We start from the raw sequence: 14652 nt of genomic DNA on the forward strand, positions 1-14652 counted from the left end.
AACAGTGATGCGGATGATCCCACAGCTGTGAAGTGGTCTCCATTGCTCGCTGTGTACTGGGTATTCGGTGTGGTGTCGGATTCGGATGGGTGGATGGGGAAGAAATCTTAAGAATTCCTTCGCCGAGGCGGCCCCGGGGACCGTCATTCGACGCGGAATTGGATGTGATGGTGCCCGGTGGCCGAGTTCGGAATCGAATCCCTTCGTTTCCCCGTCTGTACCGTGCCGTCCTTGTCCGTGGCGCGCACGGTGAGGGTATGGGAGCCCGCGGCCACCTCGGCGAATTCGGCCCGCCACTGCCGCCAGGTGTCGATCGTGACCTCCTCGGCCAGATCCGCCCGCGTCCATTCGCCGTCGTCGAGTTTGACCTCGACGCGCTCGATCCCTGAGCGCTGCGCCCAAGCGGTGCCGCCGACCCGGAGGTCCCCGGCAGCGACCTTGGCCAACGGCTTGGGGACCTCGATGCGGGAAGCGACGAGGATGGGGGCCTTCTCGTCCCACCCCCGGTCGGTCCAGTAGGCGGTCTTCTCATCGAAGCGGGTGACCTCGAGTTCGGTCACCCACTTCGTCGCGGAGACGAAACCGTAGAGTCCGGGAACGACGAGGCGGGCGGGAAAACCGTGGATCGGGGTGAGCGGTTCGCCGTTCATGCCCACCGCCAACAGGGCGGCACGGTCATCGGTCAGTGCACCGATCGGTGTCGAGGCGGTGAATCCGTCGAAGGAATGGGAGAGGACCATATCGGCTTGCGAGCTCGGGCGGGCTCGGGCGAGGAGTTCGCGCACGGGATAACCGAGCCAGGTCGCATTGCCGACGAGATCCCCGCCGACGGGATTGGATACGCAGGTGAGCGTGATGTGGTGTTCTTCCAGAGGCAGGTCGAGGAGGTCGTCCATCGTCAGGGTGACCTCGTTCTCGACCATGCCGTGGATGCGCAGAGACCACTGTTCAGGGTCGATGACCGGCGGTGAGAGCACCGTGTCGATGCGGTAGAAGTCCTTCGCCTCGGTGACGAAGGGGACTGTGCCGTCGACGTCGGTGCTCGCGGCCGCCGGGATCGCTGCCGCCTTCTTCGCGGGGGTAGGCAGAACCAGTTTGGCGATCGCGGCACCGGCGTCCTGAGTCAGCGAGACAACGGTCTGACCAGCGGCGATGGTGACGGCTCCGATGGCGCCGACGGCTCCGGCGAGGCCGAAGAAACGGCGGCGGCTGAGCGGATCCGAAGTTCGTGAAGGTTCCGACGTCCGTGAACCGGGCGCGATGCGGCGCGCGGCATCGGCACGGTCGGCCGCCTCGGCGGGAGTTTCAGGTACACCGAGGCGCAGCAGCACGACGAAGACCGCGACACCCCCCGCGATGCCGATGAGCGTGGGAATGATGTCGAGGGCGCCCGCCTCGGGGCGCAGGACGATGACGATGAGGGGGACGAGCCCGGCGATGAGCAGCAGCGTCGTGGCCAGACGCCGGCGGGAGGCGGCCAGGGCTCCGATGAGCCCGGCGAGAACGAGCGCCCCGAGCCCGGTGGAGACGACGAGGACGAGCTTGTCGTTGTCGCCGAAGAGGGCGATGACGGGTTTGATCGCCGCCGGGGGGGCCAGTGGGATGATCGCCTGACCGAGGGTGAGCAGCGGTGCCGCACTCGGGGTGAAGGCACGCGCGATGAGGTCGGCGAGACCGAACATCATGACTGCGGCGACGACGCCTGCCGACGTGCCGCGGAAACGGTGGGCTGCACGGGTTTTCCGATTCATAGTGATGATTCGGAGCCGCCGGGGCGGCGGATGGGTCTGCGGGTTTTGTCACTGACCATTCACTGAAACGCCAGTGACCTTGTTGCGTGCCTGTCGTAGCATGGTGCAATGACTGAGAAACCCGGATACGCCCAGCCGCAGGCTCCGACCGGAGACGCGGATGAGCCGAAGAGCCCGAGTGCGCCGATCTACACCGCGAAGGTCGAGAACCTCGGCGGCACCTCGGGTGAGGTGCGCGTCGAAGACGGCCAGACCCTGCCCACTGCCCCGACCTCACGGGTCGAAGAAGGCAACAACCCGGAACAGTTCCTCGCCATGGCCTGGTCGACCTGTCTCGGTGAAACGCTCAAGGTCGTCCTCGCTGTCAATGAGATCGAAGCGCTCTCACGCGTGCGCGTCGAGGTCGAACTGCACAACGAACCCTCCGGCAACGGCTTCTACTTCGCCCCGAAAGCCTTCATCTCCATCGAAGGGGTCTCGGACACCGACGCCGAGAAGTACGCTGCCCGTGCCCACGCTCGCTGCCCCATCTCCAAACTGCTCATGGGCAAGGGCACCCCGGTCGTCGAGATCGAACCCTACAAGAACCCGGACAACTTCCAGCTCAGCTGAGTTCGCCACCCGCCTCGGCGGAGGAAGAGGCCCCGACCGTCACGGTCGGGGCCCCGTCAGTTCGCACTCGCGCTTTACCTGTCGGACTCCGCGGCAACCTCGGCGGCGATCTGCGCCAACTGTACGGCCGCCTCGGCGGGATGGATCAGCCATCCCACATGGGACGACGCGAGCGTGCGCACCCGGTAGGGATTGTCCGGGGTGAGCGCATCGCCTTCGCAGATGAGGCGATCCTGCATCGCGGCCGGCAGGCTCCGATCCTCGCCGAGGCGGACGAACGTGCGCGGGATCGTCCCCCACGTGCCCGCCTGCGCCCGATGTTCGGGACCTCCCACGTCGAGGTTTTCATCCGGCTGGAGTGAGCCCAAGAAGACGCGGAATTCGTCATCGCTGACGTCGGCGCAGAAGAGTGCTTTCAACCCGTCGAGGACCTCCGGGTCCGCCTGGCGGAAATTGCAGCGCAGCAGACCCAGCTGCCCGGGGTCACCGGCCAGGGCCCGGGCGAGAGCCGCAGCGTCGACGGTCTCCATCTCGGGTTCGGCATTGTATTCAGCGGCTGGAAGGTCCACCGGTGCCCATGCGGAGACATAGACCATGTGGTCGATCAGCTCCGGATGCGCATTCGCCAAGGCTGTCAGCGTGGCCCCGCCGCGGCTGTGAGCGACGATGACCACCGGTCCGTGCTCCTTGGCGCGGGCGGCCTCCTCGGTGAGAGCCCGGACATTGTCGTCGACGGTCACACCCCTGATCGATCCCGACTCCGAGGTGAACTGGGCAAGGTCCTGAGGCGCCTGATACCCGAGCGGGAAGGTGGCGGCGAAACCGTGACCCGGCAGGTCGACCGCAGCCGAGCGCACTCCGTGGAAGGCGAGTTCGGCCTGCAGCGGGGCGAAAGAGAAGGAAGTGGCGAAAGCGCCGTGGACGAGGATGAGCGTCGGCTGCGTCATCTCCTCAGCCTAGCGGCCGCCTCGGCGATGGGGAACGGAACACCAGACAAATGGCTCACTGGATGTCGAAGCGGATTACAGTGGCTGGTAGGACGCTCGGCACCGGGCCGGGCACGGAGCGACGAGAGGAGCCGAGGTGGAGATGAACTTGCAGGAGTTCCTGTTCCTCGCCCTCGACCTCACCGGCACTTTCGTCTTCGCAGTCTCCGGAGTGCTGCTGGCCGCGCGACGCAATTTCGACATCACCGGCGGGTTGGTGCTGGGCACGATGACGGGCATCGGCGGAGGCATGATCCGCGATGTGCTCCTCGACCGGGTGCCCAACGCCATCGGCCAACCGATCTACCTCGCCCCACCGGTGATCGCGACCCTGCTCATCTACATCATCGGCTCCCACATCTCCCGCGCACGGATCTGGATCGTCGCCTTCGACGCGATGGGCCTCGGCCTCTTCAGCGTCACCGGCACGACGATCGCGCTCGCGGCCGGGACGAACTATCCGGCGGCGCTGCTCATGGGTGCGCTGACCGCGTGCGGCGGAGGGCTCATGCGCGATGCCGTGGCCAGTGAGGATCCGGCGATCTTCCGCGGCACCGACCTCTACCTCATCCCCGCCCTGTTCGGTTCGGGGCTGACGATCATCGCCGAGGTGACCGGACTGTTGGGTGCCATCGCCTCACTCATCATCGCGGCCGCCGCTTTCGGCTTCCGCATGCTCGCGTGGAAGCTGCAGTGGCGGGTGCCGCAGCCGATGCGGCAATGGTCGTACCGGGACACCGGACAGCGCGTGAAGAAGAAGCTGCCGTCGGTGTTCCGGAAACCGGATTGAGGACGTCGGTGTCTCGCTTCGTCGAAATCAGCGGTGTCGAGGCTGACACATCGCTGCCTGTATGGGGCGCCTGTGGGTGTGCGACGATGAAATCATGAGTGAGACACCGCCCGGACCGCCGCCACCGGGGCCACTTCCGTTGCATGAGGAGAAACCGGTTCCGACATGGACGCGTGACTTTGTGCGCGTCCTCGGGGTCTCGTTGTTCGGGGCACTGTTCTTCACCTTCTTCATCTGGCTCGCCTCGACGGGGCTGATGGTCAGCAACAACTTCGACATCATCGAAGCGGATGCGATGTGGATGGGAATCTGTGCCGCAGGCCTCGCCTTCTTCTTCCCGTTCCTGTTCATGGAGCACAAACGACCGGATGACGGGTTCCGGCGTGAGGGTCTCATTCCGCTGATTCTCCTCGGCGTGGTCGCCTCCGCAGTGATCGTCTCCCTGGTGGCGCTGGTCTGGCCGTTCTTTCTCGGCGTGCGGGCCGTTCCCGGAACGGTTGCCGCGGAACTCAATGCCGATCCGGCGAGCTTCTTCCTCGTTCTGCTCTTCTTCATCGGCGGCATGGCGTGGAGCACGTGCATGATGATGCCGATGATGATCGGCGGCTACAAAGTCGCGCTGTGGCTGCTGCTGCCGTATCTCGGATTTGCCTTCCTCATCTTCTTCGCCGGTGTGCACGTCTTTGAGAACCCGCCGAGCCTGCTTGTCACGATGATCTGGGTGGCCGTGGCGCTGTCCGGTCTGGCGGTGCTGACGGCGCTCGCGGCTCTGCGCAATGTCATTGACAAGCCGAAGCCGCAGATGACTGCGAGCGAACGCGATGCGGCCTACCAGGGGTACCTTGCGGACAGGCGTCGGCGCGGACTGACGAATGAGAATCCGCTGCCGGGTATCGACGGACCTCAGCAGCCGCCTCGGCGGTGAGTTGTCGGTATAGACGCGGCCCTTCCCACCTGGAAAGATGAACGCATGTGTGAGCCGACGAGCAACTGGACGACCGATCCTGCACCACTACTGCGCGCTGGGGAGGGATTCCGCCTCGGCGAGGTCGATCCCGAATCCACCCCCGGCTACGACGGGGACAAGAAGAGCGGGAAGAAAGATCTCGAAGCGCTGTCTGCTGAGCTCAACGACCTGCAGGAGCGCCTCTTCGCCGCCCACCACGACGAGGACTGCGGTCCCGCCGTCCTCCTCGTCCTGCAAGCCATGGACACGGCGGGCAAAGGCGGAATCGTCCGCCACGTCGTCGGAGCCGTCGATCCGCAGGGTGTCGAGCTCGCCGCCTTCAAGAAACCGACTGAAGAGGAACTAGCCCACGACTTCCTTTGGCGCATCCGACCGCGCGTGCCCGGGCCCGGCATGATCGGAGTCTTCGACCGCTCACACTACGAGGATGTGCTCATCGGCCGCGTTCGTGAACTCGCCGACGAGACCGAGATCGAGCGCCGCTACACCGCCATCAACGACTTCGAAGCTGAACTGATCGCGGCGGGAGTGCGGATCGTCAAGGTCATGCTCCACATCTCTCCGGACGAGCAGAAAGAGCGTCTGGCCGAACGCCTCGAACGGCCGGACAAGTACTGGAAGTACAACCCGGGTGACGTCGACGAACGACTCCTGTGGCCGGATTACATGGACGCCTATCAGGCCGTTTTCGACCGCACCTCCACCGAGGAGACCCCGTGGTTCGTCGTGCCCGCGAACCGGAAATGGTACGCCCGGCTGGCCGTGCAGCGGCTGCTGCTCGATGCCCTGGTCGACATCGACCCGCAGTGGCCGGCAGCCGATTTCGACGTCGAGGTCGAGAAGAAGCGGCTCGCCGAAAGCTGAGGATCACGTCCGTACGGAACGGCGGTCCGCCTCGGCGAAGGATCTGCCGTGACGAATCGCGACGTCAGTCGCGACGGATGCTGAAGTCGACCTTCGTGGGGTGTTCGACGGTGCGGGAGACAGTGCAGTACTTGTCATGGGAGAGCCCGACGAGGCGTTCGATGCGGGCATCGGCCTTCCGGCCCTCCTCGTCGTCGGGGAACGCGAGGTCGAAGTCGAGGTGGACGTTGTCCACACGAGAGGCTCCGTCTTCGTCGATCTTGTCCGCGGTCGCGGAGACGTCGAACTTCGTGGGTTCGGTGTGACGGCTGGTGACGGTGTCGACGTCGATCGACGAGCAGCCGGCAACGGCGGCCAGCAGCAGTTCGACGGGGGTCATGAGGCCTTCGCCGCGGCCGAATTCGATGCTTGCTCCGCTCGGGGCGGTGGCGCGGTAGTGGTTTTCGGCGATGCGGGTCAGTTCGATGCTGCGGATGTCTTCACTCATGGACTAATGATGGCAGACTCCGGGGTGGCAAGAGCTGGGACGATCAGGGTTTGGTGAAGTCGACCTCGCTCGATTCCTGAACGCGAGCCTGCCGGCCGGGACCGGATTCGAACTGCCAATAGAGGTTCGTGTGTGAGACCACCTGCTCCGGTGGGGGAGCACCCCATTCGGTGAGATCCTCGGTGGTGTGGGCGTCGGAGACCAGCGTGACGTCGTAGCCGCGGGCGAATCCGCCGTGGATGGTCGAGCGCACGCAGGCATCAGATTGGGCACCGGTGACGATGAGGTGGCCGACGTTCTTTCCGGCGAGCACCTCCTCGAAGTCCGTGCCCTCGAATGTATTGCCGTGGGTCTTCTCGATGATCGCTTCGCCCTCAGCGGGGGAGAGCGTGTCGACGATCTGCCATTGCGGGGAATCGATCGGCAGCTCACCGGAGCTGTGCCGGACCCAGACCACCTCAGTGCCGGTGTTCCGGGCACGGTCGACGAGATGGGAGATCGTGGAAATGACCGATTCGGAGTTCCAACTGGCTTGCATGACGCCGTTTTGGACGTCGATGACGACAAGGGCGGAGTTCGGGCGGGTGGACGTCGGCGGTTGAGCTGTGGACATAAGATCCTCCTTGATCAAGGATCATTGTCCTCGCCTCGATCCCAGCAGACAAGAGGTCGGTGCCGGTCCGTTCCGCCGGTGTGAGAATGGGGGAGTGAGCGATTTCTCCGAGGACAACGGCGGTGCCGCCGGTCCGCGCCGTTTTAGCGTGCTTCGCAATTGGAAGACTGCGCCCTATCTGATCGGATCGGGCACGGCGATGATGGGCGACAATATCGAGCACGTCATCACCTATTGGGTGCTGTGGCAGAAGTTCGAATCCCCGGCGCTCGTCGGATTCCAGCTCATCAGCCACTGGCTGCCCTTCCTGCTCCTGTCCGTCTATGCCGGGTCTCTGGCCGAACGCTTCGACTGCCGCCGCCTCATCCAGATCGGACAGATCATGTTCATGGTCGTGTCCCTGTGTTGGGGGATCCTCTTCCTCACGGACTCTCTGCAGCTGTGGCAGGCCTGCGTGCTGCTCGTCATCCATGGCCTTGCCGGATGTCTGTGGGGTCCTGCCGAGCAGATGATGCTCCATGACTTCGTCGATCGGAAGGAGCTGCCGAGCGCTGTCCGGCTCAATGCGACGTTCCGCAGCCTCGGCATCCTCTTCGGTCCCGTCGTCGGTTCCGCTCTGCTGCTCGGGGTCGGTGCCACGTGGGGCATCTTCATCAACATCGTCTTCTATCTGCCGCTGACGATCTTCCTCATTCGCACCCCCTTCACCGGGCATCTGCGCAGCGGAGGAGTGCGCACCGCGCGGACGACTCTCATCCAGTCGCTGCGGGTGCTCATCGACGTTCGCCACAATCGCGCGATCGTCGGCATGCTGTTGCTGGCCGCGCTCGCCTCGACGACGATCGGGGCGGTGCTGCAGACGGCGATGCCGGTGTTCGGCGACATCCTCAATCCGGTCGGCGGGGACAGTGACTTCACCTATGGCGTGCTGCTCTTCGCCATGGGTGCAGGAGGGGTGCTCGGGGGCTTCGGGCTTGAGGCGACCGGGTGGATCAAGGCCGTTCCGGCTGCCGCGGCACTGGCCGCCGCGGCGATGGGCATCAGCTCTCTGTTCTTCGCCCTGACCTCGCACCTGTGGGTGGCCGTCATCATGCTCGTCATCGCCGGAGTCTCGAAGATCACCGCCGAGTCGACCGAGATGGCGATCATCCAACTCGAAGCGCCGCCGGAGATCCGCGGCCGCGTCATCGGCTCCTATGCGACGTTCGGCCCCGGGATGCAGACCTTCTCCGGAGTCACCGTGGGAGTGCTCGGCACGATCGCCACGATCCCCGGAGCCGTCATCATCGGCGGCACGGTCCTGGCCATCGGAGCGGTGGCCATCGGCACCTACGCCATCACAGGAAGGCGCAACCCCCATGCCCCAATTACTACCTGACGGCGGCGCAGCAACCTGGCGCCAGGTATCTGGGCCGCCGTCACCTGCTTCTGCGCGGGAATTCGGAGTGCCATCGCTCGGGTTCGCCCACGTCAAAGGCACACGACACGAGGCTCGACCGAGCGCAGCCGTCGACGTTCACGGACCGGTCGGCGATCGTGAGTTCTGCTTCGTCGATGTCGAACGACGACAGGTGCTCAAGACCGTGCAGAATCCTCGGCTCATCCGCATGACCACCTCACTCGTCGACGACATTTTGACGATCACCCTGCCCGACGGGCGCTCTGCCACCGGGGTGCCAGCCGGCTCGGGTCAGCGCCTGACCTGCAATTACTGGAAGCGACCGATCGACCTCGAACTCACTGACGGCCCGCATTCGGCACTCGCCTCCGAGTGGCTGGGAAAGCCGGTGCGGCTGGCCCGCGCATATCGTGGAGACGTGATCTACGGAGCTGGCCTGTCGATCGTCACGACCGCGTCGATGAGGGAACTCGCCGAACAGTCCGGTCACCACGATCTGCTTGATGAGGCCGCCCGCTTCCGTGCCACCCTCGTCCTCGGCACGGACGAACCTTTCATCGAAGAAACCTGGCGAGGCCGGGATGTGACGGTGAACGTGCTGGACGTCGGCGCTCTGCGTGTGCGGATCGGGGATCCGATTGCGCGGTGTGCCATCCTCGATCTCGACCCGATCACCGGGGAGCGGGGCAGCAATCTGCTCAAGACTCTTGCCGCCAGCCGCCCGCGAAATGAGGCGGGTGAACCGTACTTCGGCGTCAACGCCGATGTCATCGAAACTTCTGCGGCTTCGGACGCCTGAGCGGCCACGTCCCAACGCAGGTGACGGCGGCCCAGATACCTGGCGCCAGGTTGCTGCGCCCCCGTCGGGTAGCAATTAGGTGACGGCGCCGCGGACCTTGTGCGCGGGGGTGTCCCAGAGCCGGTTGTCGAGGATGTCGCGCAGGGCCTCGACGGTGTCCCACATCTCGGTGAACCCGATGTAGAGCGGTGTCAGCCCGAACCGCAGCACCTCCGGCTCACGGTAGTCGCCGATGACTCCGCGCGTGATGAGCGCACTCATCACCGCAAACCCCTCCGGATGCCGGATCGAGACCTGGGATCCGCGATGGGCGTGTTCACGTGGGGTGACGACCTCGACCGGGTGATCGGCCAATCGCTCATCGACGAGGTCGATGAACAGGTCCGACAGGGCCAGGGACTTCTCCCGGATCTGTTCCATGTCCACCCGCGAGTGGATGTCGAGGCCGAGCTCTGCCACGGACATCGACAGGATTCCCTGCGTTCCGGTGAGGTAGCGGCGGATACCGTCGGCCGGCCGGTAGTCCGGGGCCATCTCGAAGGGCTGCGCATGCGACCACCACCCCGACAGAGGTTGGCTGAATCGGTTCTGCAGCGCCTCGGCGACCCAGATGAATGCGGGAGACCCGGGTCCGCCGTTGAGGAACTTGTACGTGCAGCCGATCGCCATGTCCGCCCCGGCTCCGGCCAGATCGATGGGCAGAGCACCGGCCGAATGGCACAGGTCCCAGATGACCATGGCTCCGCCGGAATGGATCGCCGAGGTGGTCGTGCCCATATCGAAGAGCCGACCGGTCCGGTAGTTCACATGGGTGAGGACGACGAGGGCCACCTCGTCGGACATCGTGGTCGGGAACCCTGCGGTGACTTCCTCATCGTCGACGAGGCGGACCTCGTATCCGTCGCCGAGCTGCTCGGCCAATCCTTCGAGCATGTAGATATCGGAGGGAAAGTTCTCCCGCTGGGTGAGGATGACCCGCCGGTCCGAGGAGTCCTCGGCCTGCATCTTCAGCGCCGCCGAGGCGGCCTTGAACAGATTGATCGACGTCGTGTCCGTGACGACGGTCGACCCGGCCCCGCCGCCGACGAGCCCGGCGACCTTCTCACCCAGCTTTGCCGGCAGATCCCACCAGCCGGCGGTGTTCCATGACCCGATGAGGCCGGTGCCCCATTCGTCGGTGATGACTTCCTGGGCGCGTTCTGCGGCTCCCTTTGTGCGCGCGCCGAGAGAGTTCCCGTCGAGATAGATCGTGCCTTCCGGGAGCAGGAACTCCTCGCGGCAATCACGCAGAGGATCGTTCGCATCGCGTTGTTCGCAGTCCGCGCGGGTGATTGAACTCGGGGAGCCAGTTGAGTTCGCCGAGGTGGCTGTCCGGTCAGAGGTCGTCATCGTCGCCTTCCGCGTGGTGGGGGAACCGGTGGGTTCGTCTGCCTTCCAGGCTACCGTGCGTCGGCTGATGACGAATTGTGTTCTGCTCATGACGCCAGACGACGGCAGCCGACGGTGGGGAGGACGCCGCTGGGCGATCGTTTCTAGTCTGAGATCAGCACCGACCCGCACGATCTCGACCACACGCTCGACCATTCGATCAGGAGTCCACCCTCATGACTGCAGCCACCACCGAGTTCGACACGACCATCGCCATCAGCGACGAAGAACGCGCCACGCGACTGACCACGGCCGGAGAGGCATGGAACGAACGGCTGGCCGCGTCGGCGAAGAACGGGCAGCTGACGTTCTCGGCCTCGGGCACCGCCCGCGGTTCGGTGTCCTCGGTCATCACCGCCGGCCGCCACACCTTCACTGTCGACGAACCGACCCCGCTGGCCGGCGACGACGCCGCCCCGAATCCTGTCGAGTACGCCCTCGGCGCACTGATCTCCTGCCAGGTCGTCGTCTACCGCCTCTACGCCCAGAACCTCGGACTGACCATCGACGAACTTGATGTCAGCGCTGAAGGCGACCTGGATGTGAGGGGACTCTTCGGCGCCGATGAGACCGTGCGGCCCGGATTCTCGTCCGTGCGCGTGAGCGTCAACATCGCCGGACCCGACAGCAACGAGGACTACCAGAAGCTGCAGGAGACCGTGGACGCCCACTGCCCCCTCTTCGACATCTTCACTAACCCGACCCCGATCGACGTCACCGTCACGAAGACCAACTGACCTCCCAGGACTACCCGACGGCGGCCCAGCAACCTCGCGCCAGGTTGCTGGGCCGCCGTCGGGTAGTAACAGGGGGCATGATTCTCAGCCTGCGTGGGCGGCGAGCACTTCGAGCACGGCATCGCCGTAGCGGTCGAGCTTCTTCAGCCCCACTCCGCTGACCTGACCGAGTTCGCTGATCGTCGTCGGCTTGACCTCGACGATGCCGTAGAGCGTGGCATCGGGGAACACGACGTAGGCGGGCACGCCCTGCTCCTTCGCCTGCTCTCCTCGCCAGGAGCGCAGTGCCTCGAACAGGGAGGCATCGGCGGGGTCGAGTTCGACTTCGAGGCCGCCTCGGCGACTTGATCCGGCCTTCTTCGCTCCGGCTTTCCTCACCGGGTCGACGCGCAGTGAGATCTCCTCCTCTCCGCGCAGCACGGGGCCGGCGTTCTCGCCGACCACAAGCACACCGTAGTCCCCATGGGATTCGAGGAGGCCGCGGGCGAGCACCTGCCGGATGACGGTCTTCCACTGGCTCTCGGACAGGTCGTCGCCGACGCCCCAGACGCTCAGGCTCTCATGGTCCGAGGCCCTGGACCGGTCGTTGTCATTGCCGCGCAGCACATCGATGACTTGGCCCGAACCGAAACGCTGCCCGCGTTCTCGGTCGAGGCGGATGACTGCCGACAGCAGCTTCTGCACGGCCACGGTCGCGTCCCAGGTCACCGGCGGTGTCATGCAGGTATCGCAGTTGCCGCACGGTGCGGATTCCTCATCGAAGTACCGCAGCAGCTGCACACGTCGGCAGTCGACGGTCTCGCAGAGTGCGAGCATCGAGTCGAGGTGGCTCATCTGGCGGCGTTTGAACACCTGGTCGCCCTCGCCGGATTCGATGAGTCGACGTTGGGAGACGACATCGCCGAGGCCGTAGACCATCCACGCGTCCGCGGGCAGTCCGTCACGGCCGGCTCGACCGGTCTCCTGGTAGTAGCCCTCGACTGATCGAGGCAGATCGAGGTGGGCGACGAAGCGGACATCGGGTTTGTCGATGCCCATGCCGAAGGCGATCGTGGCGACCATGACGATGCCGTCCTCGCGGAGGAATCTCGCCTGGTTCTCCGCGCGTACCTCGGAAGGCAGCCCCGCGTGATAGGGCAGAGCGGTGAGGCCGCGGGCGACGAGCGCTTCGGCCAGTTGGTCGACTCCGCGCCGGGACAGACAGTAGACGATGCCGGAATCCCCGGGGTGTTCGGTGGTGATGAAGTTGAGCAGCTGCGACCTGGCCGAGGCCTTCGGCTCGATCCGGTAGGTGATGTTGGGTCGATCGAAGCTCGCGACGAAGTGCTCGGCATCTTGGAGGTGGAGACGCTCGGTGAGTTCGGCGTGAGTGGCCGGTGTGGCAGTGGCTGTCAGGGCGATGCGCGGAACATCGGGGAATCGTTCGGCCAGGACGCCGAGTCCCAGATAGTCGCTGCGGAAGTCATGTCCCCATTGGGACACGCAGTGGGCTTCGTCGATGGCGAACAGGGAGATCTGTGCCTGCTCGAGCAGTCGCATGGTCCGCGGCAGGACGAGACGTTCGGGTGCGAGGTAGAGCAGGTCGATCTCGCCGGCGAGCAGCTGCTGCTCGACCTGCTGGGCGGTCTCGAAATCGAGGGACGAGTTGAGATAGGCCGCCCGCACACCGAGGTTCTCCAGTGCCGCCACCTGATCGGCCATGAGCGCGATAAGCGGGGAGATGACCACGCCGGTACCGGGCCTGACCAGGGCGGGAATCTGATAGCACAGGGATTTTCCGCCGCCGGTGGGCATGAGCACCACCGCATCCCCGCCGCCGACAACCTGGTCGACGATGGCAGCCTGTTGACCCCGGAACTCCTCATAGCCGAAGACATCGTGAAGGACATCGAGGGCGGAGGTCGTGGCTGCGGAGGTCATGGCACCCACCCTAGTTCACGTCACTGACCTGAACCTCCGGGCCGCCACGAGTCCCAACGCGCACACCGCGGCCACAGCGACGGCGAAGACGACGGTCGCGTTCGCCAGTCCCACCTCGGCGGCGAGGAATCCGGCACCGATCGCCGGCACCGATATGAACACGTACGCAAGGATGAAGTACGAGGTGGTCGCCTCGGTGCGGTGCTCCGGCGCGGTCACCGCGGTGATCGCACGCATCCCGGTCATGAACACGAGCCCCTGCCCGGCACCGGCCAACGCTGCGGAGGCGATGAGCACCGGCAGGGACCCCGCCATGAGCGCGAAGACGAGAGCACCCATGCTCACGATCATGGTCACGGTCCCGCCGATGATGAGTCGACGGTCGTTCAACCCGCGCAGCAGCACCTGCGCCGTCGCCGAGGCGCCGAAGAGAAGGAACACGACGGCGCCCGTGACCGCGGTCGACGTCACGTGCAGGGTCTGCCCGATGAAGCTCGGCGCGATCGCCGAATACAGCCCGCACACCGAGAAGCCGGTGATCGCCCCAGGTGAGGCGGCCAGGAACATGCGCTTCGCCGAGGCGGGAATCCCCGGCAGCTGCAACCGCACAGCCGTCGCCCCGCCGTGCGTCCGGTCCCGCACGAAGATGAGCGCCAAGCCGGCGATGACGAGCATGAGCGCGTTGACGAGGAACGGCGTGAGCAGGGGAGCGGGGGCGAAGCGGGCGAGCAGTCCGGACGACAGGATCCCGAGTCCGAGGCCGCCCATATTCGCCGCCGTGGCCAAGGATCCGGCGAGTCGTTCGCGCCCGGCGGGCGCGTTCTCGAGCACGGTGACGGTGGCGGTCGACGTGAAGATCCCCGCGGCCAGACCGGACAAAACTCGGCCGGTCAGCAGCAGGCCGATGTGGGATCCGATGAGGAAGAGCACCGCCGAGGCGGTCGAGAAGATCACCCCGAGGCTGAGCACCGGCCGTCGACCCAGTCCGTCGGAGAGGCGACCGAAGACGACGAGCGCGCCGATGACCCCGACCACGTAGATTGCGAAGAGCTGAGTGGTGAATGCGGTGCCGAACCCGAACCGCTCCTCATAGAGCGGGTAGAGGGGCGTGGGCAGGGTGGTGCCCATCATGACGACGGTGAATACGTACACCGAGGCGGCCAGGCCCCATCCCGTCGCGATGCGCGGATCCGGGCGCCGCTGGTGTGCTGCCGTCTCGTCGGCCACTGCCGCACCCCTTTTCCGGTTGAAATCGTCCCTCGCCGAGGCGGCCCACCGCACCCATCGCCCCGATCGTCC

General features: G+C 65.5%; 14 protein-coding genes. 7 read left to right on the forward strand and 7 right to left on the reverse strand.

Annotated elements, in window-relative coordinates; translation table 11 throughout:
- Window positions 1-143: 143 nt before the first annotated feature.
- Window positions 144-1751 carry a molybdopterin-dependent oxidoreductase gene (locus ACSBQT_RS06340; RefSeq protein WP_410709186.1) on the reverse strand — a complete coding sequence of 536 codons (1608 nt, stop codon included), beginning with the start codon at window positions 1749-1751 and terminating at the stop codon, window positions 144-146.
- Window positions 1752-1859: 108 nt separating this feature from the next.
- On the opposite strand from ACSBQT_RS06340, the gene ACSBQT_RS06345 reads away from it, so the two are divergent.
- Complete coding sequence (locus ACSBQT_RS06345; protein WP_370034924.1) at window positions 1860-2363, forward strand: OsmC family protein; 504 nt, start codon at window positions 1860-1862, stop codon at window positions 2361-2363.
- Window positions 2364-2437: 74 nt separating this feature from the next.
- Here the strand turns inward: ACSBQT_RS06345 and ACSBQT_RS06350 are convergent, their stop codons facing one another.
- Window positions 2438-3310, reverse strand: coding sequence for an alpha/beta hydrolase (locus tag ACSBQT_RS06350; RefSeq protein WP_410709185.1), 873 nt, complete (start codon window positions 3308-3310; stop codon window positions 2438-2440).
- 142 nt (window positions 3311-3452) lie between these two features.
- On the opposite strand from ACSBQT_RS06350, the gene ACSBQT_RS06355 reads away from it, so the two are divergent.
- The 3 genes from ACSBQT_RS06355 (at window position 3453) to ACSBQT_RS06365 (ending at window position 5970) form a co-directional block, all read left to right on the forward strand.
- Window positions 3453-4139: a trimeric intracellular cation channel family protein gene (locus ACSBQT_RS06355; protein WP_062860326.1), complete on the forward strand. Its 687-nt coding sequence runs from the start codon at window positions 3453-3455 to the stop codon at window positions 4137-4139.
- A 94-nt stretch (window positions 4140-4233) separates the two neighbouring features.
- Window positions 4234-5064 carry a hypothetical protein gene (locus ACSBQT_RS06360; RefSeq protein WP_410709184.1) on the forward strand — a complete coding sequence of 277 codons (831 nt, stop codon included), beginning with the start codon at window positions 4234-4236 and terminating at the stop codon, window positions 5062-5064.
- Between the two features lie 45 nt (window positions 5065-5109).
- Window positions 5110-5970: a PPK2 family polyphosphate kinase gene (locus tag ACSBQT_RS06365; protein ID WP_410709183.1), complete on the forward strand. Its 861-nt coding sequence runs from the start codon at window positions 5110-5112 to the stop codon at window positions 5968-5970.
- A 64-nt stretch (window positions 5971-6034) separates the two neighbouring features.
- On the opposite strand, the gene ACSBQT_RS06370 is transcribed toward ACSBQT_RS06365, so the two are convergent.
- Together ACSBQT_RS06370 and ACSBQT_RS06375 are read right to left on the reverse strand one after the other, a co-directional pair.
- On the reverse strand, window positions 6035-6457 hold the full coding sequence (locus tag ACSBQT_RS06370) for an OsmC family protein (protein WP_101547144.1): 423 nt from the start codon (window positions 6455-6457) through the stop codon (window positions 6035-6037).
- A gap of 43 nt (window positions 6458-6500) precedes the next feature.
- Window positions 6501-7070 (reverse strand): cysteine hydrolase family protein, encoded by a 570-nt coding sequence (locus tag ACSBQT_RS06375; protein ID WP_410709181.1) that lies wholly within the window; start codon window positions 7068-7070, stop codon window positions 6501-6503.
- 94 nt (window positions 7071-7164) lie between these two features.
- On the opposite strand from ACSBQT_RS06375, the gene ACSBQT_RS06380 reads away from it, so the two are divergent.
- Together ACSBQT_RS06380 and ACSBQT_RS06385 are read left to right on the forward strand one after the other, a co-directional pair.
- Entirely contained in the window at window positions 7165-8448 is a 1284-nt protein-coding gene (locus ACSBQT_RS06380; protein WP_410709179.1) for an MFS transporter, read from the forward strand.
- A gap of 67 nt (window positions 8449-8515) precedes the next feature.
- Window positions 8516-9268, forward strand: a complete 753-nt coding sequence (locus ACSBQT_RS06385) for an MOSC domain-containing protein (protein WP_410709177.1) — start codon at window positions 8516-8518, stop codon at window positions 9266-9268.
- 75 nt (window positions 9269-9343) lie between these two features.
- Here ACSBQT_RS06385 and kynU read toward each other — a convergent pair whose 3' ends face one another.
- Window positions 9344-10747, reverse strand: a complete 1404-nt coding sequence (gene kynU, locus ACSBQT_RS06390) for a kynureninase (RefSeq protein WP_410709176.1) — start codon at window positions 10745-10747, stop codon at window positions 9344-9346.
- A gap of 125 nt (window positions 10748-10872) precedes the next feature.
- Between kynU and ACSBQT_RS06395 the strand changes: the two genes are divergently transcribed.
- Window positions 10873-11433, forward strand: coding sequence for an OsmC family protein (locus ACSBQT_RS06395; RefSeq protein ID WP_410709175.1), 561 nt, complete (start codon window positions 10873-10875; stop codon window positions 11431-11433).
- A gap of 84 nt (window positions 11434-11517) precedes the next feature.
- On the opposite strand, the gene recQ is transcribed toward ACSBQT_RS06395, so the two are convergent.
- Together recQ and ACSBQT_RS06405 are read right to left on the reverse strand one after the other, a co-directional pair.
- Window positions 11518-13353, reverse strand: coding sequence for a DNA helicase RecQ (gene recQ, locus ACSBQT_RS06400; RefSeq protein WP_410709174.1), 1836 nt, complete (start codon window positions 13351-13353; stop codon window positions 11518-11520).
- Window positions 13354-13368: 15 nt separating this feature from the next.
- Window positions 13369-14580, reverse strand: coding sequence for an MFS transporter (locus ACSBQT_RS06405; protein WP_410709173.1), 1212 nt, complete (start codon window positions 14578-14580; stop codon window positions 13369-13371).
- Window positions 14581-14652 lie beyond the last annotated feature (72 nt).

Origin of the sequence: Brevibacterium sp. H602 (genome assembly GCF_051172395.1) — a bacterium.
In the GTDB taxonomy this organism is placed as follows: Bacteria; Actinomycetota; Actinomycetes; order Actinomycetales; family Brevibacteriaceae; genus Brevibacterium.

Coding starts and splice junctions, on each gene's coding strand:
- ACSBQT_RS06340 (WP_410709186.1), bottom strand. CDS start 1,751: ATGAATCGGAAAACCCGTGCAGCCCACCGTTTCCGCGGCACGTCGGCA.
- ACSBQT_RS06345 (WP_370034924.1), top strand. CDS start 1,860: ATGACTGAGAAACCCGGATACGCCCAGCCGCAGGCTCCGACCGGAGAC.
- ACSBQT_RS06350 (WP_410709185.1), bottom strand. CDS start 3,310: ATGACGCAGCCGACGCTCATCCTCGTCCACGGCGCTTTCGCCACTTCC.
- ACSBQT_RS06355 (WP_062860326.1), top strand. CDS start 3,453: ATGAACTTGCAGGAGTTCCTGTTCCTCGCCCTCGACCTCACCGGCACT.
- ACSBQT_RS06360 (WP_410709184.1), top strand. CDS start 4,234: ATGAGTGAGACACCGCCCGGACCGCCGCCACCGGGGCCACTTCCGTTG.
- ACSBQT_RS06365 (WP_410709183.1), top strand. CDS start 5,110: ATGTGTGAGCCGACGAGCAACTGGACGACCGATCCTGCACCACTACTG.
- ACSBQT_RS06370 (WP_101547144.1), bottom strand. CDS start 6,457: ATGAGTGAAGACATCCGCAGCATCGAACTGACCCGCATCGCCGAAAAC.
- ACSBQT_RS06375 (WP_410709181.1), bottom strand. CDS start 7,070: ATGTCCACAGCTCAACCGCCGACGTCCACCCGCCCGAACTCCGCCCTT.
- kynU (WP_410709176.1), bottom strand. CDS start 10,747: ATGAGCAGAACACAATTCGTCATCAGCCGACGCACGGTAGCCTGGAAG.
- ACSBQT_RS06395 (WP_410709175.1), top strand. CDS start 10,873: ATGACTGCAGCCACCACCGAGTTCGACACGACCATCGCCATCAGCGAC.
- recQ (WP_410709174.1), bottom strand. CDS start 13,353: ATGACCTCCGCAGCCACGACCTCCGCCCTCGATGTCCTTCACGATGTC.